This window comes from Micromonospora sp. USAFONa4, assembly GCF_057197825.1.
On record NZ_CM170072.1, the window covers coordinates 5,707,328 to 5,731,497 of the forward strand.

Genomic DNA, 24,170 nt, shown 5'->3' on the forward strand with positions numbered 1-24,170 from the left:
CAGCTCGACAGCGTCGTACGTGCGGATCCGCCACCGACGGACACCGCTCTGGAACGAGGCACTAGCTCTCCCGGGGCCCGCCCCGGTCCGCGGGCTCCCCGGCCCGGTCCCCGTGCCCAGCGGACGCCGCCGCCCGGCCGAGGCGGTCGCGCAGGAACTCCTCGAACGTCAGCAGCCCGGGGAACCGGTTGCGCAGGCCGGCGATGTCGGCCTGGTATCCGCTCTCGGCGAACCAGGCGTACATGCGGTGCTCGACCGGCTGCGGTTCCAGGCGGGTGGGGGTGCCGGTGAGCGCCTCGTAGATCTCGGCGACCCGGGTGAGGGTCAGCTCGTCCCCGGCGATCTCGATCTGCGTGCCGAGGTGGTCCGCGGGGTGCGCGAAGGCGTACGCGGCGATGCGGCCGACGTCGTCGGAGGCGATCATCTGCAGCGGTCGGTCGGGTAGGACCTGGAGGCGCAGGACCCGTTCTCCCTCGGCGTCGGCGTGGTGGAGGAGATTGTTCATGAAGAACGCCGGGCGCAGGATGGTCGCGGGCAGGCCCGACGCCTGGATGTGCCGCTCGATCTCGGCCTTGGTCTCGAAGTGGTCGATGCCGGTCCGCCGCTCCGCGCCGCCCACCGAGCTGTAGACCAGGTGCGCGACACCTGTCTCCCCGGCCACGTCGGCGATCGTCCTGCCCTGCCTGACCTCGGCCGCGAGGCCGTCCGGGGTGTGCGCCAGGGCCTGGACGCTGAAGACACCGTGCACGCCGCGCATCGCCGCGCGTAGCGACCCGGCATCGTCCATGTCCCCCTCGACCAGGGTGGCGCCCTGCTCCGCGAGGAGGCGCGCGGCCGGCCTGGCCCGATCGCGGACGAGTGCCCGCACCTGCCAGCCGTCCTGGAGCAACCGGCGGGCCGTGGCGCCGCCCTGATTGCCGGTGGCGCCGGTCACGAGGATCGTCTTCCGCTCCGTCATGACGGTCCAGCCTAGGGAAACGACTGGTCAGCCCGACGGCGAGGGCCGCCATCGGCGGGGGCGTACGCCCGCGCCTTCCGGCGGAGCTAGCGCACCACCACCGTGACCGTGTGCGTCGTACCGCCCTGGGGGATCAGCACGTCCACCGTGCCGGGGCGGACGAACCGGATGTCGACCACCCCCGCCTCGTAGCTGCGGGAGACCAGGTCCTCCCGGTCCACGTCGACCTCACCCGGCCCGATGCCGATGATCCGCAGCACCCCGCCGGTCGCGAAGCAGAGCGAGCGCACCAGCGCCAGCTCGGTCTCGGCCAGCACCAGGTCGTGGCGTACCGCCCCGAAGCAGGTGCCGGGCAGCCCGCCCGGCGAGCGCGTCGCGGTCGGCGTACGCCCGGCGGCGGTCGTCGGGGGCGCAGCCGGCGGGGGCCGGCGGGACGGCGGGACGGCGGCCGACGTGCCCGGCGGACGGCCTGGCGTGCTCGGCGGCGGCGGGGAGGCCGACGGCGGGAGGGCCGACGGGGAGGGCGGGGCCGGGCCGGGGGAGCGGGAGGCCGGTGCCTGCACGGGCAGCGGCGAGACGGGAGCGTCCCCGCCGCCGCACCCCGCGAGCGGCACGGCCACGGTCACGGCGGCCACCGCGATCCCGGCGAGCCGCGGCGCGGAGAACCGTGCGCCGCCGAAGCCCCGGCGGCGGCCCGTCGCCGTCACCGCCGGCCCTCGTCGGCGGCGGGCTCAGCGGAGAGCCGGTGCCGCAGCTGCCGGCGGGCCTCGTGGATCCGCGACTTGACGGTGCCCTCCGGCACGCCGAGCAGGCCGGCGATCTCCCGGTAGCCCAGGCCCAGGACGTCGCGCAGGGTCACCGCCTCGGCGAGTTCGGGGCGCAGCGCGTCGAGCGCGTCGAGCAGGTCCAGCCGGGTGCCGGCGACCACGCTCGTGCGGCGCGGGTCCACCGGCTCCGGCAGCGGCACGCCGCCGGCCTCCACCAGCCAGCGCCGCCGCAGCACCCGGTACGTCGAGCGGGCCCGGTTGGCCGTCAGCCGGTACAGCCAGGTGTGGAACGACGAGCGGCCCTCGAACCGGCCGACGCCCCGGGCCAGCGCGAGCAGCGCGTCCTGGCACGCCTCCTCGGCGTCCTGGCGGTTCGGCAGCAGGCGGGCGCAGAGCCGCAGCACCTCCGGGCGGACCGCGACCAGCAGCGCGTCGAGCGCCGCGGGATCGCCGCGCGCCGCCGACTCGACCAGCTCCTCGACACCGTCCGGGAGGGGCATCAGGTCGTCCAATGCTCGCCGGGTACCGTCCGCCCAGGCTACGGCCGCCGCCGCCGATCGGGGCGCCCCGAGTCCGGGAACCGACTGCCGGCAGCCGTCGCGGGCCCCGCCGAGCGTGCGGGGCGGGGCGGCGGAGAGACGCGCGCCACCCGGCCCGGCCCTGTCCGCGCGGCGTCTGGAGCCGCGTTTCCCGGCGGCGATAGGGTAGGCCGTCCGAGCTCGACCAACCCAAGATCCGACCCGGGGGGCGCCACGCATGGGCGATTCGTTCGCGCATCTGCACGTGCACACGGAGTACTCGATGCTCGACGGGGCGGCCCGGTTGAAGGACCTCTTCGCCGAGGTCAAGCGGCAGGGCATGCCGGCGGTGGCGATGACCGACCACGGCAACATGCACGGCGCGAACGACTTCTACAAGCAGGCGATGGCTGCCGGCGTCACCCCGATCCTCGGCATCGAGGCGTACGTGGCGCCCGAGTCGCGGTTCCACAAGCAGCGGGTGAAGTGGGGCCGGCCGGAGCAGAAGAGCGACGACGTCTCCGGCAGCGGCGGCTACACCCACATGACCATCTGGGCGAAGAACAAGACCGGCCTGCACAACCTCTTCAAGCTCACCAGCCGGTCGTACACGGAGGGGTTCTTCGTCAAGTGGCCGCGGATGGACGCGGAGCTGCTCGCCGCGAACTCCGACGGGTTGATGGCCACCACCGGCTGCCCCTCCGGCGAGGTGCAGACCCGGCTGCGCCTGGGCCAGTACGACGAGGCGCTCAAGGCCGCCGCGCGGTACCAGGAGATCTTCGGCAAGGAGAACTACTTCCTGGAGGTCATGGACCACGGCATCAGCATCGAGAGCCGGGTCCGCCAGGAGCTGCACGACATCTCCCGCAAGCTGGACATCCCGCCGGTGGTCACGAACGACTCGCACTACACCCACGAGTCGCAGGCCGAGGCGCACGACGTGCTGCTCTGCGTGCAGACGGCGGCGAACGTCGCCGACCCGAACCGGTTCCGGTTCGACGGCAGCGGCTACTACATCAAGTCCGCCGACGAGATGCGCGCCGTCGACAACTCCGATTTCTGGCTGGAGGGCTGCCGCAACACCCTGCTCGTGGCCGAGAAGGTCGACCCCGCGGGGATGTTCGAGTTCCACAACCTGATGCCGCGCTTCCCCGTCCCGGAGGGGGAGACCGAGGAGTCCTGGTTCCGCAAGGAGACCTTCGCCGGGCTGGAGCGGCGCTACCCCGGCGGCATCCCCGAGGGGCACGTCAGGCAGGCCGAGTACGAGCTGGGCGTCATCATCCAGATGGGCTTCCCGTCGTACTTCCTCGTGGTCGCCGACTTCATCCAGTGGGCCAAGAACCAGGGCATCGCCGTGGGCCCCGGCCGTGGCTCGGCCGCCGGCTCGCTCGTGGCGTACGCGCTGGGCATCACCGACCTCGACCCGATCCCGCACGGCCTGATCTTCGAGCGCTTCCTCAACCCCGAGCGCGTCTCCATGCCGGATGTCGACATCGACTTCGACGAGCGTCGGCGCGGTGAGGTCATCAAGTACGTCACCGACAAGTGGGGCGAGGACAAGGTCGCCCAGATCGCCACCTTCGGCACCATCAAGGCCAAGGCCGCGATCAAGGACTCGGCCCGGGTGCTCGGCTACCCGTACGCGGTGGGCGACCGGATCACCAAGGCGATGCCCCCGGCGGTGATGGGCAAGGACATCCCCCTGGAGGGCATCTTCGACCCCAAGCACCCCCGCTACGCCGAGGCCGGCGAGATCCGGGGCATGTACGAGGCCGAACAGGACGTCAAGAAGGTCATCGACACCGCGCGGGGCATCGAGGGGCTGATCCGGCAGACCGGCGTGCACGCCGCCGGCGTCATCATGTCCGCCGAGCCGATCATCGACCACATCCCGCTGATGCGCCGGGACTCCGACGGGGTCATCATCACCCAGTTCGACTACCCGACGTGCGAGTCGCTCGGGCTGTTGAAGATGGACTTCCTCGGCCTGCGCAACCTGACGATCATCGACGACGCGGTGAAGAACATCCAGCTCAACCACGGCAAGGAGCTGGACCTGCTGGCGTTGCCGCTGGACGACAGGGCCGCGTACGAGCTGCTGGCCCGGGGCGACACCCTGGGCGTGTTCCAGCTCGACGGCGGGCCGATGCGCTCCCTGCTGCGGATGATGAAGCCGGACAACTTCGAGGACATCTCCGCCGTCCTCGCGCTCTACCGGCCCGGCCCGATGGGCGTCGATTCGCACACCAACTACGCGCTGCGCAAGAACAACCTCCAGGAGATCACCCCGATCCACCCGGAGCTGGAGGAACCGCTGCGCGAGATCCTCGCGCCCACCTACGGCCTGATCGTCTACCAGGAGCAGGTGCAGCGCGCCGCGCAGATCCTCGCCGGCTACACCCTCGGCCAGGCCGACCTGCTGCGCCGCGCGATGGGCAAGAAGAAGAAGGAGATCCTCGACAAGGAGTTCATCCCCTTCCGGGACGGCTGCCGGGAGCGGGGCTACTCGGACGAGGCGATCCAGAAGGTCTGGGACGTGCTGGTCCCGTTCGCCGGCTACGCCTTCAACAAGGCGCACTCGGCGGCGTACGGGCTGGTGTCGTACTGGACCGCGTACCTGAAGGCGCACTACCCGGCCGAGTACATGGCGGCGCTGCTCACGTCCGTCGGCGACGACAAGGACAAGATGGCGCTCTACCTCTCGGAGTGCCGCCGGATGCGCATCCAGGTGCTGCCGCCGGACGTGAACACCTCCGCGGGGCCGTTCACCCCGGTCGGCAAGGAGATCCGGTTCGGCCTCGGCGCGGTGCGCAACGTCGGGGCGAACGTGGTCGCCGCGATCATGCGCTGCCGGGAGGAGAAGGGCGAGTACGCCGACTTCTACGACTTCCTGTCGAAGGTCGACGCCGTGGTCTGCAACAAGAAGACCATCGAATCGCTGATCAAGGCCGGGGCGTTCGACTCGCTCGGGCACTCCCGCAAGGCGCTGCTCACCGTGCACGCGGAGGCGATCGACGCGTACGCCGACGTCAAGCGCAAGGAGGCCGTCGGCCAGTACGACCTCTTCGGCGCCGGCTTCGGCGACGCGGAGACCAACAGCACCACGGTGATGCCGGTCATCGGCGACGGGGAGTGGGACAAGCGCGACAAGCTCGCCTTCGAACGCGAGATGCTCGGCCTCTACGTCTCCGACCACCCGCTCTTCGGCCTGGAGCACGTCCTCGGCGCAGCGGCGGACTGCACCATCGCCTCCCTGTCGGAGGAGGGCACCGTCCCGGACGGGGCCGTGGTGACCCTCGCCGGCATCCTCTCCGGGGTGCAGCGGCGGGTCACCAAGCAGGGCCGGGCCTGGGCCTCGGCCACCCTGGAGGACCTCGCCGGCGGCGTGGAGGCCCTCTTCTTCCCCAACACCTACGAGGTGATCGGGCAGTACATCGCCGAGGACGCCATCGTGGTCGTCAAGGGGCGGGTGGACCGGCGCGACGACACGCCCCGGATCATGGCGATGGACATGTCCATGCCGGACGTCAGCAGCACCCCGGGGAGCAAGCCGGTCACCCTGACCATCCCGGTGCACCGGTGCACCCCGCCGCTGGTGGAGCGGCTCAAGGAGACCCTGGTGCTGCATCCGGGCGACACCGAGGTGCACGTCAAGCTGCTCAACGGCGGCCGGACCACCACCCTGCGGCTGGGGCCGTTCCGGGTGGCGGCCACCACCGCGCTGATGGGCGACCTGAAGAGCGTCCTCGGCCCCGCCAACGTCAGCTGACGCCACCACCCCGCCGGCCAGCCTGGCCGGCGGGGTGGGCGAGGTCAGACCCGGGTCATGGTCGAGGGGTAGCCGCCCCCACCGGGGTAGACCCACTCGCCGGTGACCGTGGTGCCGTCGGCGCTGAACGTGCCCTCGTAGTACGCCGGGCTGCCCTTCGCGCCGCCCCAGATCGTCAGCTTGTCGCCGGTCAGCTCGTAGACGTAGTCGAGGGTGTTGCCGGTCGAGTCGTAGAACCGCGACACCACGTCCGCGCCCACCGGCTCGCCGAACGGGCGCAGGTTGCCGATCACCTCCAGGCCGGTGACGGGCTGGCCGAACTGGGTGAGCGCGACGCGCTGGAGCAGAAAGAACCGGCCCTCCATCCATTCGTACGTCACGGTTCCCTCGGCCCCGCCGGTGACCGTCCAGGTGCCGACCAGGCGGTCCAGGGCCGTCAGGTCGGCGCTCGGCTCAGGGGTTTCAGACATGTCGTCCTCCTTGCTGGGTCGTTGCCGGTACCTCGGAGGCGGCCGGAAGGTCTCGACACGCGCCTGATGTGACCCCGATCACCGCATGGCCGTGTCGAGATCCCTGGGCCGGCCACGAGGTAGCGGCAGGAACCCACCAAGGAGGAACCCGTGGCCACCCTCGCCGTCCCCGCCGTCCGCCGCTCTTCCGACCACCTGCTGCTGGCCGGTGCCCTCGCCGGACCGGTCTTCTTCGCCTCGGCCGTCGTCCAGATGCTGACCCGGGAGGGCTTCGACATCACCCGGCACCCGATCAGCCAGCTCGCCACCGGCAGCCTCGGCTGGATCCAGATCACGACGTTCGTCCTCGCCGGCCTCGGCGGGCTGGCGCTGGCCGCCGGGATCAGCCGCGCCCTCACCGAGGGGGCCGGCCGGCGCGCGCTGCCGATCCTCGTCGGGACCTTCGGCGTCGGCCTGGTCGCCGCAGGCCTGTTCACCATGGATCCGGAGAACGGCTTCCCGGCCGGCACCCCCGACGGTCCGGTCGACCGGATGTCCTGGCACAGCGTCGCGCACTCGGCCTCGGCCACCGTCGCCTTCACCGCGCTGGCCGTCGCCGCCATCGTGCTGGCCGTGCGGTGCGGGCGCCGCCGGTCCGTGCTGCCGGCCGTGCTGAGCGGCCTCGCCGCGCTCGTCCTGCTGCTGCCCATGTCGCCGGACCGGATGAGCATCGAGATCGCCGTGAACGGACTCGTCGCCTTCACCTGGACGACAGTCCTCGCCCTGTCCCTTCGCCGTCCCGCCTGACCCCACGTACCGTCGATCCAGGCCCGACCAGGAAGAGAACCCGTGAAATACCTGCTGCTCAGTTACACGCCGGCCGCCGCCTGGGACGGCGCGACCGCCGATGTCCCGTCCGAGGAGGCGATGGCCGCGTTCGCCGCGTACCAGAGGTTCGAGCGGGAGCTGACCGAGACCGGCGAGCTCGTCGGCAGCGAGGGCCTCGGCCACCCCGTGGTCAGCGCCACCATCCGCCCGACCCCGGCCGGTGTGATAGCCACCGACGGGCCGTTCGCCGAGCTGAAGGAGGTCCTGGCCAGCTTCGCCGTCATCGACGTGGCAAGTCGGGAACGGGCCGTCGAGATCGCCTCGCGGATCGTCGAGGCGCTGGGTGAGCCCATCGAGATCCGGCCGATCATGGGCGAGGACTTCACGGCATGACCCCTCCGCGCCGGCCCGCACCCATTGCGGGCGCAGGCCCGGGCGCGGGTACGAAGGGGGACGCCGGCGTGCCCACGGACGTCGAGCACCTGCTGCGTTCCGAGGCGCCGCAGGTGCTCGGCGCGCTGGTGCGGCGCTTCGGGCACTTCGACGTCGCCGAGGACGCGGTGCAGGAGGCACTGCTCGCCGCGAGCCGGGCGTGGCCGGTCGACGGCGTGCCGGAGAACCCGCGCAGCTGGCTGATCCGGATCGGCTACCGGCGGATGGTCGACCTGCTCCGCTCCGAGGGGGCCCGGCGCCGACGCGAGCGGGAGGCCGGAACAGCCGAACTGGCCATGCGGGAACCCGCCCGGCTGGCCTCCCCTCCGCCGGAGACCGACGACAGCCTCACCCTGCTGCTGCTCTGCTGCCATCCGGCGCTGAGCAGCAGCTCCCGGGTGGCGCTCACGCTGCGCGCGGTGGGGGGTCTGACGACCGCCGAGATCGCGCACGCCCACGGGACCACCGAGGGCACCATGGGTACCCGGATCAGCCGCGCCAAACAGCAACTGGCCCGTGCCGGCGCCCGCTTCATCCCGCCGACCGACGCCGACCGGCACGACCGGGTGACCGCGGTGACGCGGGTCCTCTACCTGATCTTCAACGAGGGCTACACGGCCTCCGCCGGGGCCGAACTCGCCCGCGTGGACCTGACCCGCGAGGCGATCCGGCTGGCCCGGATGCTCCACGCCAGCCTGCCTGACGACGCCGAGGTCGCCGGCCTGCTCGCGCTGATGCTGCTCACCGAGTCGCGGCGTGCCGCCCGCACCGGCCGCGACGACGAGCTGGTGCCGCTGGACGAGCAGGACCGGACCCGGTGGAACCCCGACCTCATCCGGGAGGGCACCGCGCTGATCGACAGCGTCTGGCACCGGCGCGAGGTGGGCCCCTACCAGTTGCAGGCGGCGATCGCGGCCGTGCACGCCGACGCCGGGTCGCCGGAGAACACCGACTGGCCGCAGATCGCGGCGCTCTACCTGTGGCTCGAACGACTGCACCCCACCGCGCCGGTACGGCTGAGCCGGGTGGTCGCCGTGGCCCGGGCGTACGGGCCGGCCCGGGGGCTGGCCCTGCTCGACGACCTCAACCGGCGCTTCGGGCTCGACCGGGAACCGCTGACCCGGCAACGGGAACGCGCGGTGCGCGCCCACCTGCTCGAGATGACCGGCGACGCGCGAGGCGCGGCGACGCGGTACCGCGAGGCGGCCACCCTGACGGCCAACCAGGTCGAGCGGCGGTACCTGCTTCACCGCGCCGACCGCCTCGACTGACGATCGAGCGCGCCTGCGGCGGATGCGGCATGATCGCGGGCATGACCGTGCCCGCCGGGGAGGCCGTCGCGAGTCCGCTGCGGGTCCGCGACCTGGTGCCGGACTTCCTGGCGTACGCGAGCCGCGCCGCGCACGTCCCCCGGCAACGGTGGGCGCAGCTGTGGCGGACGCACTACCTGGCACCCCACCGCGACCTGTACGCGGCGCTGGACCGCCAGGGCGACTGGTCCGGCGTGGGCGACCTCGAAGCCGTCCTGGAGCGGCTGCACGGGCGGGAGGCGGTGTTCGCCGCGCGCGCGGAGCGGCTGGCCGCGCTGCTGCCTGCCACCGTCGCCGGGGTGGGCCGGGCGATGGGCTGGCCGGGCGACGGGGATCCGCTCGACTGCGTCCTGCTGGTCGGGCTGGAGCAGGCCAACGGCTGGGCCGACGAGTTCCGGGGCCGCTTCGCCCTGTTCCTCGCCGTCGAGCGGCTCGGCGAGCCGGAGCACGACGAGCTGCTGGTCCGGCACGAGGTGGCGCACGTGGTGCACGACCGGCTGGCCCGCATCCGGGACTGGCCGGAGCACGGGGTCGCTGCCGCGCTGCTCACCGAGGGGCTGGCCACCCAGGTGACGGCCGAGCTGGACCCGCGACGACCGGACGACGAGTACCACTGGATGGGCGCCACCCATCGGCGGTGGCTCGCCGACTGCCGGCGCCGCTGGCCGGAGGTCCTGCACCGGATCGCCGCCGACGTGGACGCCACCGACCCCGACCGGTACGCCGCCTGGTTCCTCATGCGCGGCAGCGCCCACCGGGGCGACCTGCCGCGCCGCTGCGGCTACCTGGTCGGCCTGGAACTGGTCCGGCTCCTGCGCGAGCGTCATCCGCTGCACGAGATCGCCGCCTGGGACCTCGACCGGGGGCTCGACGAGGTGCGACGAGGTCTGCACGCCCTGCGCGCGGCGACCTGAACCAGCACCCGGGGCCGCGAGCGCGGGATTGGCCATCGGAGGTACGCGGCACCGGTCGCTAGCGTCGGTGGGGTGGAGATCGCACAGGCACAGAAGTTGTGGCAGTCGCAGCCGGGTTGGCTGAACACCGCCAGCTACGGGCTCCCGCCCGATCCGGTGTGGGACGCGGTGCAGGAGGCGTTGACCGACTGGCGGGCCGGGCGCACGTCGTGGGAGGGCTGGGGCCAGGCCACCGAGCGGTCGCGCGCCGCCTTCGCCGGCCTGGTCGGGGTGCCGGTCGCCGACGTCACGGTCGGCAGCACGGTCTCGCAGCTGCTGGCCCCGGTCGCCGCCGCCCTGCCCGCCGGCGCGACCGTCGTGGTGCCGGAGGTCGAGTTCACCTCCAACCTCTTCCCGTGGCTGGTGCAGGTCGAGCGGGGCGTGCGGGTGCGTACCGTGCCGCTGGCCGGGCTCGTCGACGCGATCGACGCCGACACCGACCTGGTCGCGTTCAGTCTGGTGCAGTCGGCCGACGGCGCGGTCGCCCCGTACGCCGAGATCGTCGCGGCGGCCCGGGCGCACGGCGCGTTCGTCGCGGTCGACGCCACCCAGGCGTGCGGCTGGCTGCCGTTCGACGCGAGCCTCGCCGACGTGGTCGCGGTCGGCGCGTACAAGTGGCTGATGGCCCCGCGCGGCTCCGCGTTCGCCTACCTGGCGCCCGGGCTGCGGGAGCGGCTGCGCCCCGACGCCGCCGGCTGGTACGCGGGGGACGACCCCCACGCCTCCTACTACGGCCTGCCGCTGCGCCTGGCCGACGACGCGCGCCGGTTCGACATCTCGCCGGCGTGGTTCAGCTGGGTCGGCACGGCCCCCGCACTGGAACTGCTCGCCGAGATCGGCGTGCCGGCCGTGCACGCCCACGACGTCGCCCTGGCCAACCGGTTCCTCGCCGGGCTGGGCCGCCCGCCGGGGGAGAGCGCGATCGTCGCGGTGGAGGTGCCGGGCGCGGCGGAGCGGCTGGAGCGGGCCGGCGTCCGGGCGGCGGTCCGTGCCGGCCGGGTGCGGGCGTCCTTCCACGTCTACTCCACGGAGGCCGACGTCGACCTCGCCCTGGACGCGCTCACCGGCTGAGGCCGGGGTGCGGCCAGGGGCGGGGTCGACGCCGGCCGACCGTCACTTGGTGCCGGTGACGATCCCCGGGTTGATGCAGAGGCCGGGGTTGCTGCCGTTGCGTTCGGCGATCTCCAGGCACCGCGACACCTTGTCGACCTTCGCGTTGGTCTCGGTGATCTGCTTCTGGATGGCGGCGTTCTTCCGGTCCTGCTCCAGGTTGCGGGTCTGGGCGAGCTTGTCCTGGAAGGCCTTGATGTTGCCCTCGGTCTTGTCGTCGTGGTTGACCCGGGTGATGGTGACCGACAGGATGTCGACGTCGTCGGCGAGCCGCGACTCGGCGCTGGTCTTGATGCTCTCGGCGAAGGGCTTCAGGTCCACGTTCAGGCTGCCGGTGTCCGAGTCGATCTTCTCCAGCGGGTTGTAGGTGGCGAAGGCGTCGTTGACGGCGCTGTCGAGCTGCACGCCCACCCGCTGGCCCCGGAAGCTGTCGAAGTCGCCCTTGTAGTCCATGAACTGCTTGGGCGCGTTCTCCGGCTTGACCTGCCACTCGACGAGCACCTCGACGCAGGCGTCGGCGAGGGTGCCGGTGCGGACCCGCACGCAGTGGTCGCCGCCGATGTGGTCGTACTTCTGCCGGCCCGCGTCCCACTCCCCGACCTTGTGCCAGGGGGCGACCCACTTCAGGCCGGAGCCGGTGACCTTGCCCGTCGGCTTGTTGAAGCTGGTGACGATGCCGACCGAGCGGATCGGCACGGAGTGGGCGCTGGAGCCGACGACGAACACGACCGCGCCGACGAGGCAGCCGAGCGCCGCCAGGGTGGCGGTCCGCTTGGTCGACCTGTTCGGAGCGGCGAGCGCCAGCAGGCCGGAGATCGCCAGGCCGACGGCGAAGATGATCGCAACAGTGAAGCCGAAGGGCATTTCGCTCGGCACCTTTCGCGGGAGGGGGCCATCACCCTAGGGGCACCGGTCAAGGTGAAACGCAGGTGGGGCGCGGCCGTGGGGTGCCCACATGACGTGGTACGCCGTGGCTCGACAGTCACTGCCGTCGATGCCGGCGGGCGGGGTGGCCGGGCGGCGGGGTGGAGTTCCCGCACGGCCGGGCGTCCCAGAATGTGGCTGCCATCGACATAGTTCGACATCACGACGCCGCCGTAGGTTTCCAGCACACGACGGCCATGTGACCCCGGTCACCGATCCGGTCGTCGCCGGACCTACGAAGGAGTAGGCGATGGCCGGGCAAGCGCTCCTGTCGGCCCGCGGGCTGACCCGTGACTTCCGGGGTTTCCGGGCGGTCGACGGGGTCGACCTCGACATCGCGGCGGACAGCGTCCACGCGCTCGTCGGCCCGAACGGCGCCGGGAAGACCACCCTGTTCAACCTGCTCACCGGCTTCCTGCGGCCCAGCGGCGGGCGCATCGAGCTGGCCGGCCGCGACGTGACCGGGCTGCCCCCCGAGCGGGTCGCCCGGCTCGGCGTGGCCCGGTCGTTCCAGATCACCAGCCTCTTCCCGCAGCTCTGCGCGCGGGAGCACGTCGAGCTGGCGCTGCAGAGCCCGAGCGGGCTGGGCTGGCGGTTCTGGCGCTCGGCGAAGCTGATGCGCCGCTACACCGACCGGGCCGGCGAACTGCTCGACATGGTCGGGCTGGCCGAGCTGTCCGAAGCCCCCGCCGAGGCGCTGGCGTACGGGCGCAAGCGGGCGCTGGAGCTGGCCATCGCCCTCGCCCTGGACCCGAAGGTGCTGCTGCTCGACGAGCCGACCGCCGGGATGGGCCTGGAGGACGTCGACCGCACCGTCGAGCTGGTCGCGCGGGTCCGGCGGGGCCGGACGGTGGTGCTGGTCGAGCACAACATGAGCGTTGTCGGGCGGCTCGCCGACACCGTCACCGTCCTACAGGCCGGCAAGGTCCTCGTCGAGGGCCCGTACGAGCAGGTGCGCGCCGACGAGCGCGTGATCACCGCCTATCTGGGAGCCGCCGATGCTGCGCATTGAGAACCTGTCCGCCTGGTACGGCGAGGCGCAGGTGCTGCGGGAGGTCAGCCTGGACGTTGCCGCCGGCGAGGTGGTCACCCTCGTCGGGCGCAACGGCGCCGGCAAGTCCACCCTGCTGCGCTGCGTGATGGGCCTGCACGCCGGCCAGCGCGGCCGGATCGAGCTGGACGGGCGGGACGTCGGGAGGCTGCCCGCGTACCGGCGGGCGCGGTTGGGGCTCGGCTGGGTTCCCGACGACCGGGGCAGCTACGCCACGCTGAGCGTGACGGAGAACCTCACCCTGCCGCCGAGGGTCGGGCCCGACCCGTGGTCGCTGGAGCGCGTGTACGAGGCGTTCCCCGCCCTGCACCAGCGGCGGGACTCGGCCGCCACCATGCTCTCCGGCGGCGAGCAGCAGATGCTCGCGCTGGCCCGGGTGCTGCGGATGGGCGCCCGGCTGCTGCTCTGCGACGAACCGACCGAGGGGCTCTCGCCGCTGCTCGTGCAGCAGGTCGGCGACCTCCTGCGCGAGGCCAAACGGCACGGGGTGACCGTGCTGCTGGTCGAACAGAACCTGCACTTCGCCACCGGCGTCGCCGACCGGCACTACCTGCTGGCCGAGGGACGCGTCGTGGAGGCGATGGACAACTCCGAGGTGCGCTCGCGGGAACGGGAGCTGCTGTCGTACCTCGGCATCTGAATTCCGATTCGACGACCCGCGCGGCGCGCGGGGTGGAGGGATGGGCATGCGTAGGACGGTGGGTGTGGCCGCCGCTTCGGCGGCGGCGATGGTGCTGGTCGCGGGCTGCGGCGGCGGTGGTCCCCAGGCGGGCGGGGACCAGAAGCTGACCGGCGGCAAGATCGTGCTGGGCGTGCTGAACGACCAGTCCGGCGCGTACTCCGAACTGTCCGGCAAGAACTCGGTCAAGGCCGTGGAGATGGCGATCGCCGACTTCAAGGCCAGGCACGGCGACAGGGCGGTGACGAAGGACATCACCGTGGAGACCGCCGACCACCAGAACAAGCCCGACATCGCCAACACCAAGGCCCAGGAGATGTACGACCGCCAGGGCGTCGATCTGATCCTCGACGTGCCCACCTCGTCGGCGGCGCTGCGGGTGGCCGACGTGGCGAAGGAGAAGAAGAAGCTCTACTTCAACATCGGCGCCGCGACCACCGACCTGACCGGCAAGAGCTGCAACAAGTACACGTTCCACTACGCGTACGACACCTACATGCTGGCCAACGGAACGGGCAAGGTCACCACCGAGCAGGTCGGCAAGAACTGGTACATCCTCTACCCGAACTACGCCTTCGGCCAGGACATGGAGAAGAGCTTCACCGCCGCCATCACCGCCGCTGGCGGGCAGGTCGTCGGCAAGGACGGAGCGCCGTTCCCGAACACCAGCGGCGACTTCTCCACCTTCCTGCTCAAGGCGCCGACGCTCAACCCGAAACCGCAGGTGCTCGGCACCATGCAGGCCGGCGCGGAGCTGGTCAACGTGGTCAAGCAGTACAACGAGTTCAAGCTGCGCGACAAGGGCGTCGGGCTGGCGGTCGGCCTGATGTTCATCACCGACATCCATTCGCTCACCCCGGCCGCGCTCGCCGGCACCACCTACACCGACGCCTGGTACTGGAACTTCGACGCGAAGAACCGCGAGTTCGCCGACCGGTTCCAGAAGGAGACCGCTACCCGGCCGTCCTTCGCGCACGCGGCCAACTACTCCGCCGCGATGCAGTACCTGGAGGCCGTGCAGGCCGCCGGCACCGACGACGCCGACGCGATCGTCAAGGAGTTGGAGGGCAAGGAGGTCAACGACGTCTTCCTGCGCAACGGCAAGTTCCGCGCCGAGGACCACCGGGTCATCCACGACGCCTACCTCGCCCAGGTGAAGCCGCAGTCAGAGGTCAGTGAGCCGTGGGACTACGTCAAGGTTCTCAAGACCATCCCCGCCGCCGAGGCGTTCCGCGCCCCGTCGGCGGACTGCAAGATGTGACCAGGGCATGACCAGCTTCTTGCAGAACACGTTCAACGGGTTGGTGAGCGGGGCGTTCTACGCCCTGCTCGCCCTCGGGCTCGCCGTCATCTTCGGCATGTTGCGGGTGGTCAACTTCGCCCACGGGGCGTTCTACATGCTGGGCGCCTTCGGCGCGTACGTCCTGCTCACCGAGGCGGGCGTGCCGTTCTGGGCGGCGTTGGTGATCATGCCGGTGGGGCTGGCCCTGGTCGGCATGGCCCTGGAGCGGGCCTTCATCCACCGGCTCACCCGGCTCGACCCGCTCTACAACTTCCTGCTCACCTTCGGCCTGACGCTCATCCTCCAGGACCTGGTGAAGCTCCGCTACGGCGTGCAGTCCAGCCCGTACGAGACCCCGTCCGCGCTCAGCGGGTCGGTCGACTTCGGGCTCTTCGACTTCCCCACCTACCGCGTCTTCATCCTCGGCTTCGCGCTCGCCGTCTGCGCCGGCGTCTGGTGGGTGCTCACCCGCACCCGGGTCGGCATGGTGGTCCGGGCGTCGACCGAGCGGCCCGAGCTGACCCGGGCGTTCGGCATCGACGTGGGGCGCTGGGTCACCCCGGTCTTCGGCTTCGGCATCGGCCTCGCCGGGCTGGCCGGGGTGCTGGCCGCGCCGATGCGGGCCGTGAACCCGCTGATGGGCGCCGACCTGATCATCGTGGTCTTCGCGGTGGTGGTGATCGGCGGGCTGGGCTCGATCTTCGGGTCCGTCGCCGCCGGCTTCGGCATCGGCCTGGTGCAGGCGTGGGGCGAGGCGTACCTGTCCGACTTCCCGATCGTGTCGCAGACGATCGTCTTCATCGTGATGGCCGTCGTGCTGCTCTGGCGCCCGGCCGGGCTGTTCGGCCGTGAGGAGGCACCGGCATGACGAGCACCGTCGACACCGAGACCGACGCCGGTCGCCCGGCGCCGAGGTCCGGGCTGGTCGCCGTGACCCGGGCCCCCGGCTGGGTCCGGTACGCGCTGCTCGGCGTCGGGCTGCTGGTGGCGTTCTGGCTGCCCAACGGGCTCTACCCGGCGGTGGCGGTGGACATCCTCTGCTGGGCGTTGTTCGCCGTCGCCGTGGACCTGCTGCTCGGCTTCACCGGGCTGATGTCCTTCGGGCACGCGGCCTTCTGGGGCGCCTCCGCGTACGTCACCGGGTTGACGGCCATCCACCTCGGCCTGCCGTTCCCGGCGGCCGTGCTGGCCGGGGCGCTCGCGGCGGCCGTGCTCGCGGTGCCGATCGGCTACCTGGCGGTGAAGCGGACGGGCATCTACTTCGCCATGGTCACCCTGGCGTTCGCGCAGATGGTCTACTACGTCGCCAACGAGTGGCGCTCGGTCACCCGCGGCGAGAACGGCCTGCAGGGCGTGCCACGCGAGCTGTTCGGGCTGGACCTGACCGACGACTACTACTTCTACTACGCGATCCTGCCGATCGTGCTGTTCGGGCTGGCCGCCGCCTGGCGGATCGTGCACTCGCCCTTCGGGCGGGTGCTGGTCGGCATCCGCGACAACCCGGCCCGCGCCCGCGCGCTCGGCTACCCCGTGCACCGCTACAAGCTGACCGCGTTCGTGCTGTCGGGCTTCATCGCCGGGCTCGGCGGCGGGCTGTTCGCCGTCGGCCACCGCTTCGTCTCCCTCGACGTGCTGCACTGGACCACCTCCGGCAAGGCGGTCATCGTGGTGGTGCTCGGCGGCATCGGCACGCTCTGGGGTGGGGTGCTCGGCGCGGGCATCCTGGTCCGCCTGGAGGACTGGCTGTCGTTCTCCGGGTTCGAGGCGATCGGCCTGGTCACCGGCGGGATCTTCGTCCTCGTCGTCCTGGTGTTCCGACGCGGCATCTGGGGCAGCGCCGCCGCCCTGGCGACGCGCTGGGCGGCATCCCGCCGCCGGTAGTCGCACCCGGGCGCATCCATCCGCGGCCCTCCCGACGTACCCCCGGGTAGTGAACGTCTACCCGGGGGGTACGTCTGGTGCTGACAGATCCCATGCCGGTCGGGGCCGTCGAGACCGCGCGCAAGCAGTTGTCGCTGGCCGCCGAGGACCTCGACGCCAACCGGGTCGCGGCGCTCGTCGTCGAGGTGGCCGACGAGTGGGGCACGGCGGCGCTGTGGGAACAGGTCTGCGTGCCGATGCTGGCCGCACTGCCCGGGCACACCGCCATCGAGGTCGCCGTCGAGCACGCCCTCGCCGAGGGCGTCCGCGTCGGCCTGGACGTGTTCCGGCGCGTACCGGGCCGCCCGCTGCCCACCGGCGGCGTGCTGCTGGCCGGCGCGGAGCAGGAGACGCACTGCCTCGGCCTGCACGCGCTGGCCGCCGCGCTGCGCGAGCGGTCCCGGGGCAGCCTGCTGCTCGGGCCGGCACTGCCGTGGACGGCGCTCGCCAGCGCCGCCCGTCGGGTCCGCCCGCGCATCGTCGTGGTCTGGGCGCAGACGCCGGTCACCGGGCGCGCGTACCGCCTGGTGCGCTTCGCCCGCGACTTCCCGGCGACCCGGGTGTACGGCGCCGGCCCGGGCTGGATCGAGCCGCTCGCCGCGCCGGCGACCCGACTGTCCACGCTGCCCGCCGCCGTCACCGCCTGCGCCGCGCCGCCGTCACCGCCTGCGCGGCCCCTGCCCTGACGGGGACGTGGGGGCGACACCACGTCCCAACCGACGGACCAGGCACCATGACGTCGAGCCCTCTCCGGATGGCCGGCGGTGGACGTGCCGCTGGCCGGCACCCCGTGTTCGGGTGCCGGCCAGCGATCCCCCTTGTGGTGGAAAGTCTGTGTCAGCTGTTCCAGTGCTCGGCCACCAGGTCGGCGGCCTGCTGCTCCCACTGGGCGTAGTGGTCGGGGTACGCCGACACCTGCACCGTCTGCGCGGCCTTGGTCAGCGGCATGTCCTGCCACCCGTCGACCTGCTTGAGGCCCTTCAGGAACGCGGTGGTGGAGTACTCCGGGTCGGTGATCTGCTCGACCGTGCCCCAACCACTGGACGGACGCTGCTGGAACAGGCCCTGCGAGTCGTGGTCGTTGCGGTCACCCAGATGACCCAGGTTCTCCAGCTTCGACTCCTGCAACGCGGTGGCGATCGACACCACGGCGGCGCGCTCGTCCATGCCGGCCTTCTTCGTCGCCGCGATGATCGCCTTGACGTTGGCGACCTGCTCGTCGGACAGGTCGACGTGCGACTGGGCGCCCTGCACGCCGTGCGGGATCAGCTTGGCCTTGTCGACGGCCGGCTTGTCGGCCTGCACGGCCACCGCGACCGGGGTCGACTCGACCGACGGGGCCGCGTGCGCGGTCGCGGGACCGGCGAACACGCCACCGGCGAAGGCGAGACCAGCGATACCGAGAACGCTCTTACGGATGATCGTGTTCATCAGAAACGCTCCATTCGGGGGTCGGCACCCGGCACCGAGGGGGATCGGCTTCACGCGGGTGCAAGCACCGTCGGCGCTCATGAACTCACGGGGGATCTCCAGCAGAACTGGAGAGGATCTCCGACGATCAAGCCGGAAGCAAAGATCAGAGGGAAGATCAGATCGGCCGTGCCGGCCGCATGTCCGAACCCGTGCGGGCTGGAAGGAGGCCGGGCTGTGGGGCGGGGCCGGGGGGCCCTCGCGTTGGCCGGACCATGTGTAACCACCGCCGGCCCGCCATCATTCCGGGCCCCGGGCCCGCCATCTGTTCGGGTGGCGTGACCTCGGCAGGGCGGTCTTGCTCGGTCGTACGCAGGGTGTAACGACCCCGCCCCCGCCACGATTCCGCCCCCACGATGCCCCCGGTCACACCCACAAACCGCCCACCCGGCACCATCACGCCACCCACCGACGACCCACCGGCCCAAGCCGCCCCGGACAGCCACCACGAAACCGGGCACCGGTTTACAAACGGGTCCACGGGTTCACCCGGTCCGCTGGAGATCTTGGTAGAAGACGGCCCCTGGAGGGGCAGTTTCTCGCCAAGATCTCCGGCAGGAGCCCGGCGAACGCAGCAGCACCCGGAAGCCCGAAGCAGCACCCGGAAAGAGGACACGAGTGACCGTCGCCACATAAGATACGAACCGGTTCCGTATCGATAACCACCCGCCTACGCTGACACCGCCGAATTACGAGTCTGGCCCGTATCGAAACGGGGTCCGGGGGGAGAACGCGAAGATGCCACCGCACGAGCACACGGGACACCCGAGGAGGTGGGCGATCCTCGGGGTGCTGGTGATCAGCCTGCTCGTGGTCGTCCTGGACAACACGATCCTCAACGTCGCGCTGCGGACCCTCGCCGACCCGGTGCACGGCCTCGGGGCGAGCCAGGGCGAGCTGGAGTGGTCGATCAACTCCTACACGCTGGTCTTCGCCGGCCTGCTGTTCACCTTCGGCGTGCTCGGTGACCGCGCCGGGCGTAAGCGCTTCCTGCTGATCGGCCTGGTGCTCTTCGGGCTGGCGTCGCTGCTGTCGGCGTACGCGCAGAGCCCCGCGCAACTGGTCGCGGCCCGCGCGCTGATGGGCGTGGGTGGCGCGGCCATCATGCCGGTCACGCTCTCGATCATCTCCAACGTCTTCGATCCCCGCGAGCGGGGCCGGGCGATCGGCGTCTGGGCCGGCGCGGTCGGCCTGGCCGTGGCCATCGGCCCGATCCTCGGCGGCGCGCTGCTGGAGCACTACTGGTGGGGCTCGGTCTTCCTGATCAACGTGCCGGTGGTGGTGCTCGGCGTGGTGCTGGTGGCGCTGCTCGTGCCGGAGTCGCGGGACCCGGAGCCGGGCCGCGTCGACGTCGCCGGCGTGCTGCTGTCGGTGGTGGGGCTCGTCGCGTTGACCTACGGCATCATCGACGGCGGCGAGCACGGCTTCGGCCGCCCGCTGGTCTGGGTCGCGATCCTCGGCGGCCTGGCGGTGCTGGCCTGGTTCGTCGCGTACGAGCGGCGCAGCGACCACCCGTCGCTGGACGTGCGGCTGTTCCGGGTGCCGCGCTTCGCCGCGCCCGTGGCCATCGTCGGGCTGATCTTCTTCGCCGCGATGGGCGTCATGTTCTTCACCTCGTTCTACCTGCAACTGGTGCGCGGCTACAGCCCGCTGGAGACCGGCCTGCTCTTCCTGCCCTTCGCGGCGGCCCAGCTCGTCTTCGCCCCGGCCAGCGCGGCGATGGTCCGCCGGTACGGCGGCAGGGCCGTCGCGGCGGTCGGGCTGGCGCTGACCGTGGTCGCGCTGGGCGCGTTCGCGTTCGTCGACGCGACCACCCCGATCTGGGTGGTGCTTGTCGTCTTCTTCCTCCAGGGCACGGGGATGGCCAACATCATGCCGCCGGCCACGGAGTCCATCATGTCCGCGCTGCCCCGGGAGAAGGCCGGCGTCGGCTCGGCGGTCAGCAACACGGTCCGGCAGGTGGCCGGCGCGCTCGGCGTGGCGGTGCTCGGGTCGGTGCTCTCCGCGGTCTACCGTGCCGACGTCGACCCCGCCCTGCGGGACCTGCCCCCCGGGGCGCGCGAGGCGGCCGGCGAGTCCATCTCCGGCGCGTACGCCGCGGCGGGTCAGCTCGGGCCGGCGGCGCCGCAGCTGATCGCGGTCGCCGACGACGCCTTCCTGGCCGCGATGCACTGGGCGGCGGGCCTCGCCGCCGCGATCGCCGCGCTCGGCATCCTCGTGGTGCTGCGCTGGATGCCCGGCCGCTCCGCCGACACGGCAGGGAGACCGGTGCCGGTGGGGGAACCCGAGTTGGCCGGGACCGCCTAGCTTCGGGAACAATGTCCGACATGACTTCCACCGCCGACGCTCCCCGGCCGCCCGGGCGGCCGAGGAGCGTCCGCGCGGACGAGGCGATCGTCGAGGCCGCCCTCGACCTGCTCGCCGACGGCAGCACGATCGAGGCGATCTCGATCGAGGCGATCGCCGCCCGCGCCGGCGTCGGCAAGGCCACCATCTACCGCCGCTGGCCGGGCAAGGACGCGCTGCTGCGCGACGCCCTGCGTACGCTCAAGGGCACCCCGCCGGAGCCCGCCGGCCACTCGGTCCGCGACGACCTGATCCTGCTGGTCGGCGCGGTCGGTAACCACATCGACCCGCGGGCGGCGCGGATCATGCCCTGCCTCGTGCCAGAGGTCAACCGCAGCCCCGAGCAGTACCAGCTCTACCAGAACATCATCGAGCCGCGGCGGGAGATGATGCGCGAGGTGCTGCGGCGCGGGATGCGCTCCGGCGAGCTGCGCGCGGATCTCGACGTCGAGGTGGTCATGGCGATGCTGACCGGCCCGATGCTGGTGCAGCGCGTCATGCGCTGGCACCCCGACCTCGACGAGGCGACCCTGCCGCAGCGCATCGTCGACGGCGTCCTGGACGGCATCCGCGCCCGCTGACGGCCCCGCCCCGCCGGGCGGCGGCCCCTGGCGGTCGGACGCCTGTCGGTCACGCTGCGGCCAGGTCCGTCGGCGCCCAGGTGCGCGGGCCGTCAGGCGGCGGGCGTACGCAGGCGGTGCAGGCGCAGGGCCAGCTGCACCTCCAGCGCCCGCTCCGGCTTCTGCCAGTCCGCGCCGAGCAGCTGCCCGACCCGCTCCAGCCGCTGCGTAACCGTGTTGACGTGCACGTGCAGCAGCTCGGCGGCCCGGGCGAGGCTGCCGCCCACCCCGAAGTACGCCTCCAGGGTCCGCACCAGCGCGGTGCCCCGCCGGGCGTCGTAGTCGACGACGGGCCCGACGGTGGCGGTCAGGAACCGGTTGACGTCCTTGTCGCCCCCGTCGCCGACCGCGCCCAGCAGCAGCCCGACGAAGCCCAGCTCGGCCGTGCTCGCCCCCTGCCCCGAGCGGCCCAGTGCACCCAGGGCGGTCAGGCACCGCTCCGCCTCGGCGAACGTCGCGGCCAGCGACGCCGGCCCCGCCGACGGGCCGCTCGACCCGGCGGTCACCGGCCGGCCGGTCACCCGGGACAGGTCCCGGGCCACCGCCCGGGCGCTGCCGCCCGCGTCCTGCCCGGGCAGCATCAGCACCACCCGCCCGTCGCGGGCCGCGGCCAGCCCGCCCCGGGTCGAGGCGTACGTGGTGGCCCAGGAGAGCACCCGCTGCCGGGCCGAGCCGGTGGCGGCGATGGCGTCGTCGCCGACCGCCACGAGCACGTGCGGGGCGTCCAGGTCCACCCCGAGCCGGCGGGCCCGGCTGCGCAGCGCGTCCGTGTCCCGCAGCGGCCGGGCGATCAGGTCGTCGAGCAGCTCGCCCCGGACCCGCCCCTCCGCCTCGGCGACGGTACGCCGGAACAGCAGCAGCAGCGCCGTCACCAGCGACGCCCGCTCCAGGATCCGCTGGTCGGCGTCGACCAGCTCGTCGTCGGGGCGCAGCACCAGCGCGCCCATGTTCTCCGCCCCGGCCACCACGGCGGCGTACCAGAGCCGGCCCCGGCGCACGCTGCGGCCCTCCGTACGCGACGCGGCCACCGCCTCCACCATGTCCGCCCGGTCCGGCTCCCCGATCTCGCCGACCCGGGCCAGCAGCCGGCCCTCCGCGTCGAGCGCCAGCAGCGCCCCGCCGAGCACGTCGGTGACCGCCGCGGCGACGTCCTCCACGCCGCCCCCGCGCAGCACCAGCGCGGTCATCCGGTCGTGCGCCGCCGCCGCCCGCTCCACGGAGCTGCTGTGCGCCCGGATGGTGGTGTTGGCCGCCGACAGCTCCTCCAGCGCCGCCTGCGTCTCCGCGAGCAGCCGCGCGGTGTCGATCGCCACCGCCGCGTGCGCGGCGAGGGAGACCAGCAGCGCCACCTCCTCGCGGACGAACGGCCGGGCCGAGCGGTTGGCCGCGTAGAGCACCCCGATCGAGGTCGAGCCGAGCCGCAGCGGCACCCCGAGGATCGCCACCAGGCCCTCCTCGCCCACGCCGGCGTCGATCTCGCCGGTGTGGTGGAAGCGGTCGTCCTCCGGGTAGTTCGCGGTGACGTACGGGGCGCCGGACTGGGCCACCAGGCCGCCGAGGCCGGCGCCCATCGGCAGCCGCAGCTGCTGGAAGCGGGCGGAGACCGAGCCGTCGGTCACCCGCATGTACGTGTCGCCGCGCTCCTCGTCGTCGAGGGTCATGTAGGCCACGTCCGCGCCGAGCAGGTTGCGCGCCCGGTGCACGATCGCGCGCAGCACGTCGTCCAGGTCGCGCAGCCCGGCCAGGTCGCTGACCGTGTCGTACAGCCCGGAGAGCTCGACCTCCCGGCGGCGGCGGCGTTCCAGCAGCGCGCGTACCCGCAGCGCGACCGTCTTGGCCTGCTCCAGCTCGGCGAGCCGCGCGGGCGGCAGCCCGGCGGCGCGCGCGGCGACGAGCGGCCCCTCGAACTCCACCGCGGCGGCCTCGCGGGCGAGCAGCTCCAGGAACTCCACCGGTGACGACATGACCGACATTGTGCGGCTTGCCACTAGTTCGCCGTCCAGCCCCCGTCGAGCGCGATGGACGCGCCCGTGATGAACGCCGCCGGCGGCGAGCAGAGGTACGCCACGAGTTCGGACACCTCCTCCGGCTCGATCAGCCGCTTGATCGCCGCCCGCGCCAACATGATCTTCTCGACCACCTCGGACTCGGGGATGCCGTGGCTGGCGGCCTGGTCGGCGATCTGGCTCTCCACCAGCGCCGTGCGCACGTACGCCGGGTTGATGCAGTTGGCGGTCACGCCGTGCGCGGCGCCCTCCAGCGCGACCACCTTCGACAGCCCCTCCAGCGCGTGCTTGGCGGAGACGTACGCCGACTTGTACGGCGAGGCGCGCAGCCCGTGCACCGAGGAGATGTTCACGATCCGCCCCCAGCCCCTGGCGTACATGTGCGGCAGCGCCCGACGGATGATCAGGAACGGCGCCTCGACCATCACCCGGTGCAGGTGGGCGAAGCGCTCCGCGGAGAACTCCTGCACCGGCGCCACGTGCTGCAGGCCCGCGTTGTTCACCACGATGTCCACGTCGGCGTCGAGGCGGTCCACCGCGTCCGGGTCGGCCAGGTCCACGCCCTCGGCCCGCCCGCCGGCCTCCGCCGCCACCGCCTTGGCCGCCTCGATGTTGCGGTCCACCACCAGGACCTTGGCGCCGGCGGCGCCCAGCCGCAGTGCGCAGGCCCGGCCGATACCGCTCCCGCCCCCGGTCACCAGGGCGGTACGACCAGCGAGGTCGACGTGTACGACGTGGGGGACCGCCACGGGTTCTGCCGTCATGGCGCATGAAGTTA

22 protein-coding genes are annotated in these 24,170 nt (G+C 72.5%); 14 read left to right on the forward strand and 8 right to left on the reverse strand.

The genetic code is table 11. The annotated features are described in order from the left end of the window. Nucleotides 1-61: 61 nt before the first annotated feature. From AC0OO9_RS25155 to AC0OO9_RS25165, 3 genes are all read right to left on the reverse strand, one after another. Nucleotides 62-958: an NmrA/HSCARG family protein gene (locus tag AC0OO9_RS25155; protein ID WP_484512826.1), complete on the reverse strand. Its 897-nt coding sequence runs from the start codon at nt 956-958 to the stop codon at nt 62-64. An 86-nt stretch (nt 959-1,044) separates the two neighbouring features. Further along, nucleotides 1,045-1,665 (reverse strand): hypothetical protein, encoded by a 621-nt coding sequence (locus tag AC0OO9_RS25160; protein WP_484512828.1) that lies wholly within the window; start codon nt 1,663-1,665, stop codon nt 1,045-1,047. After that, entirely contained in the window at nt 1,662-2,225 is a 564-nt protein-coding gene (locus AC0OO9_RS25165; protein WP_484512830.1) for an RNA polymerase sigma factor, read from the reverse strand. Before AC0OO9_RS25165 ends, AC0OO9_RS25160 begins: the two co-directional genes overlap by 4 nt. A 256-nt stretch (nt 2,226-2,481) precedes the next feature. Here AC0OO9_RS25165 and dnaE point away from each other — a divergent pair, with 256 nt between their 5' ends. Beyond that, nucleotides 2,482-6,012 carry a DNA polymerase III subunit alpha gene (gene dnaE, locus AC0OO9_RS25170; protein ID WP_484512832.1) on the forward strand — a complete coding sequence of 1,177 codons (3,531 nt, stop codon included), beginning with the start codon at nt 2,482-2,484 and terminating at the stop codon, nt 6,010-6,012. A 44-nt stretch (nt 6,013-6,056) separates the two neighbouring features. Here dnaE and AC0OO9_RS25175 read toward each other — a convergent pair whose 3' ends face one another. After that, complete coding sequence (locus tag AC0OO9_RS25175; protein WP_484512834.1) at nt 6,057-6,482, reverse strand: hypothetical protein; 426 nt, start codon at nt 6,480-6,482, stop codon at nt 6,057-6,059. A gap of 150 nt (nt 6,483-6,632) precedes the next feature. Here AC0OO9_RS25175 and AC0OO9_RS25180 point away from each other — a divergent pair, with 150 nt between their 5' ends. The 5 genes from AC0OO9_RS25180 (at nt 6,633) to AC0OO9_RS25200 (ending at nt 11,055) form a co-directional block, all read left to right on the forward strand. Beyond that, nucleotides 6,633-7,268 (forward strand): DUF998 domain-containing protein, encoded by a 636-nt coding sequence (locus tag AC0OO9_RS25180; RefSeq protein ID WP_484512836.1) that lies wholly within the window; start codon nt 6,633-6,635, stop codon nt 7,266-7,268. Between the two features lie 42 nt (nt 7,269-7,310). Beyond that, entirely contained in the window at nt 7,311-7,682 is a 372-nt protein-coding gene (locus tag AC0OO9_RS25185) for a YciI family protein (RefSeq protein ID WP_484512837.1), read from the forward strand. Between the two features lie 68 nt (nt 7,683-7,750). Next, entirely contained in the window at nt 7,751-8,992 is a 1,242-nt protein-coding gene (locus AC0OO9_RS25190) for an RNA polymerase sigma factor (protein ID WP_484512839.1), read from the forward strand. Nucleotides 8,993-9,033: 41 nt separating this feature from the next. Beyond that, nucleotides 9,034-9,945, forward strand: a complete 912-nt coding sequence (locus AC0OO9_RS25195) for a hypothetical protein (protein WP_484512841.1) — start codon at nt 9,034-9,036, stop codon at nt 9,943-9,945. Between the two features lie 72 nt (nt 9,946-10,017). After that, entirely contained in the window at nt 10,018-11,055 is a 1,038-nt protein-coding gene (locus AC0OO9_RS25200) for an aminotransferase class V-fold PLP-dependent enzyme (protein WP_484512843.1), read from the forward strand. A gap of 42 nt (nt 11,056-11,097) precedes the next feature. Here the strand turns inward: AC0OO9_RS25200 and AC0OO9_RS25205 are convergent, their stop codons facing one another. Further along, nucleotides 11,098-11,958, reverse strand: a complete 861-nt coding sequence (locus tag AC0OO9_RS25205) for an SPFH domain-containing protein (RefSeq protein ID WP_484512845.1) — start codon at nt 11,956-11,958, stop codon at nt 11,098-11,100. A 310-nt stretch (nt 11,959-12,268) separates the two neighbouring features. Between AC0OO9_RS25205 and AC0OO9_RS25210 the strand changes: the two genes are divergently transcribed. The 6 genes from AC0OO9_RS25210 to AC0OO9_RS25235 all read left to right on the forward strand — a co-directional run bounded on the left by AC0OO9_RS25210 (nt 12,269) and on the right by AC0OO9_RS25235 (nt 17,636). Further along, a complete protein-coding gene (locus tag AC0OO9_RS25210) occupies nt 12,269-13,030 on the forward strand; it encodes an ABC transporter ATP-binding protein (RefSeq protein ID WP_484512847.1) in 762 nt (253 codons plus the stop codon). Continuing rightward, the gene (locus AC0OO9_RS25215) at nt 13,017-13,709 is read left to right on the forward strand and encodes an ABC transporter ATP-binding protein (RefSeq protein ID WP_484512848.1); all 693 of its coding nucleotides are present in this window, start codon (nt 13,017-13,019) and stop codon (nt 13,707-13,709) included. The genes AC0OO9_RS25210 and AC0OO9_RS25215 overlap by 14 nt, the downstream gene beginning before the upstream one ends. Nucleotides 13,710-13,749: 40 nt before the next feature. Then, nucleotides 13,750-15,009, forward strand: a complete 1,260-nt coding sequence (locus AC0OO9_RS25220; RefSeq protein WP_484512850.1) for an ABC transporter substrate-binding protein — start codon at nt 13,750-13,752, stop codon at nt 15,007-15,009. A 7-nt stretch (nt 15,010-15,016) separates the two neighbouring features. Then, complete coding sequence (locus tag AC0OO9_RS25225; protein WP_132240776.1) at nt 15,017-15,898, forward strand: branched-chain amino acid ABC transporter permease; 882 nt, start codon at nt 15,017-15,019, stop codon at nt 15,896-15,898. Further along, a complete protein-coding gene (locus AC0OO9_RS25230) occupies nt 15,895-16,911 on the forward strand; it encodes a branched-chain amino acid ABC transporter permease (protein ID WP_484512852.1) in 1,017 nt (338 codons plus the stop codon). Before AC0OO9_RS25225 ends, AC0OO9_RS25230 begins: the two co-directional genes overlap by 4 nt. A 77-nt stretch (nt 16,912-16,988) precedes the next feature. Continuing rightward, nucleotides 16,989-17,636, forward strand: a complete 648-nt coding sequence (locus AC0OO9_RS25235) for a transcriptional regulator (RefSeq protein WP_484512854.1) — start codon at nt 16,989-16,991, stop codon at nt 17,634-17,636. 151 nt (nt 17,637-17,787) lie between these two features. On the opposite strand, the gene AC0OO9_RS25240 is transcribed toward AC0OO9_RS25235, so the two are convergent. After that, nucleotides 17,788-18,381 carry a hypothetical protein gene (locus tag AC0OO9_RS25240; RefSeq protein ID WP_484512856.1) on the reverse strand — a complete coding sequence of 198 codons (594 nt, stop codon included), beginning with the start codon at nt 18,379-18,381 and terminating at the stop codon, nt 17,788-17,790. A 777-nt stretch (nt 18,382-19,158) separates the two neighbouring features. Between AC0OO9_RS25240 and AC0OO9_RS25245 the strand changes: the two genes are divergently transcribed. Together AC0OO9_RS25245 and AC0OO9_RS25250 are read left to right on the forward strand one after the other, a co-directional pair. Next, nucleotides 19,159-20,727 carry an MFS transporter gene (locus AC0OO9_RS25245; protein WP_484512858.1) on the forward strand — a complete coding sequence of 523 codons (1,569 nt, stop codon included), beginning with the start codon at nt 19,159-19,161 and terminating at the stop codon, nt 20,725-20,727. 11 nt (nt 20,728-20,738) lie between these two features. Then, nucleotides 20,739-21,347 (forward strand): TetR/AcrR family transcriptional regulator, encoded by a 609-nt coding sequence (locus tag AC0OO9_RS25250; RefSeq protein ID WP_327027709.1) that lies wholly within the window; start codon nt 20,739-20,741, stop codon nt 21,345-21,347. A gap of 92 nt (nt 21,348-21,439) precedes the next feature. On the opposite strand, the gene AC0OO9_RS25255 is transcribed toward AC0OO9_RS25250, so the two are convergent. Beyond that, a complete protein-coding gene (locus AC0OO9_RS25255; RefSeq protein ID WP_484518040.1) occupies nt 21,440-23,359 on the reverse strand; it encodes a helix-turn-helix domain-containing protein in 1,920 nt (639 codons plus the stop codon). A 14-nt stretch (nt 23,360-23,373) separates the two neighbouring features. Then, on the reverse strand, nt 23,374-24,156 hold the full coding sequence (locus AC0OO9_RS25260) for a 3-hydroxybutyrate dehydrogenase (protein WP_484512861.1): 783 nt from the start codon (nt 24,154-24,156) through the stop codon (nt 23,374-23,376). Nucleotides 24,157-24,170: the final 14 nt, after the last annotated feature.

Coding starts and splice junctions, on each gene's coding strand:
- AC0OO9_RS25220 (WP_484512850.1), top strand. CDS start 13,750: ATGGGCATGCGTAGGACGGTGGGTGTGGCCGCCGCTTCGGCGGCGGCG.
- AC0OO9_RS25230 (WP_484512852.1), top strand. CDS start 15,895: ATGACGAGCACCGTCGACACCGAGACCGACGCCGGTCGCCCGGCGCCG.
- AC0OO9_RS25215 (WP_484512848.1), top strand. CDS start 13,017: ATGCTGCGCATTGAGAACCTGTCCGCCTGGTACGGCGAGGCGCAGGTG.
- AC0OO9_RS25240 (WP_484512856.1), bottom strand. CDS start 18,381: ATGAACACGATCATCCGTAAGAGCGTTCTCGGTATCGCTGGTCTCGCC.
- AC0OO9_RS25210 (WP_484512847.1), top strand. CDS start 12,269: ATGGCCGGGCAAGCGCTCCTGTCGGCCCGCGGGCTGACCCGTGACTTC.
- AC0OO9_RS25250 (WP_327027709.1), top strand. CDS start 20,739: ATGTCCGACATGACTTCCACCGCCGACGCTCCCCGGCCGCCCGGGCGG.
- AC0OO9_RS25245 (WP_484512858.1), top strand. CDS start 19,159: ATGCCACCGCACGAGCACACGGGACACCCGAGGAGGTGGGCGATCCTC.
- AC0OO9_RS25155 (WP_484512826.1), bottom strand. CDS start 958: ATGACGGAGCGGAAGACGATCCTCGTGACCGGCGCCACCGGCAATCAG.
- dnaE (WP_484512832.1), top strand. CDS start 2,482: ATGGGCGATTCGTTCGCGCATCTGCACGTGCACACGGAGTACTCGATG.
- AC0OO9_RS25165 (WP_484512830.1), bottom strand. CDS start 2,225: ATGCCCCTCCCGGACGGTGTCGAGGAGCTGGTCGAGTCGGCGGCGCGC.
- AC0OO9_RS25260 (WP_484512861.1), bottom strand. CDS start 24,156: ATGACGGCAGAACCCGTGGCGGTCCCCCACGTCGTACACGTCGACCTC.
- AC0OO9_RS25255 (WP_484518040.1), bottom strand. CDS start 23,359: ATGTCGGTCATGTCGTCACCGGTGGAGTTCCTGGAGCTGCTCGCCCGC.
- AC0OO9_RS25195 (WP_484512841.1), top strand. CDS start 9,034: ATGACCGTGCCCGCCGGGGAGGCCGTCGCGAGTCCGCTGCGGGTCCGC.
- AC0OO9_RS25205 (WP_484512845.1), bottom strand. CDS start 11,958: ATGCCCTTCGGCTTCACTGTTGCGATCATCTTCGCCGTCGGCCTGGCG.
- AC0OO9_RS25225 (WP_132240776.1), top strand. CDS start 15,017: ATGACCAGCTTCTTGCAGAACACGTTCAACGGGTTGGTGAGCGGGGCG.
- AC0OO9_RS25175 (WP_484512834.1), bottom strand. CDS start 6,482: ATGTCTGAAACCCCTGAGCCGAGCGCCGACCTGACGGCCCTGGACCGC.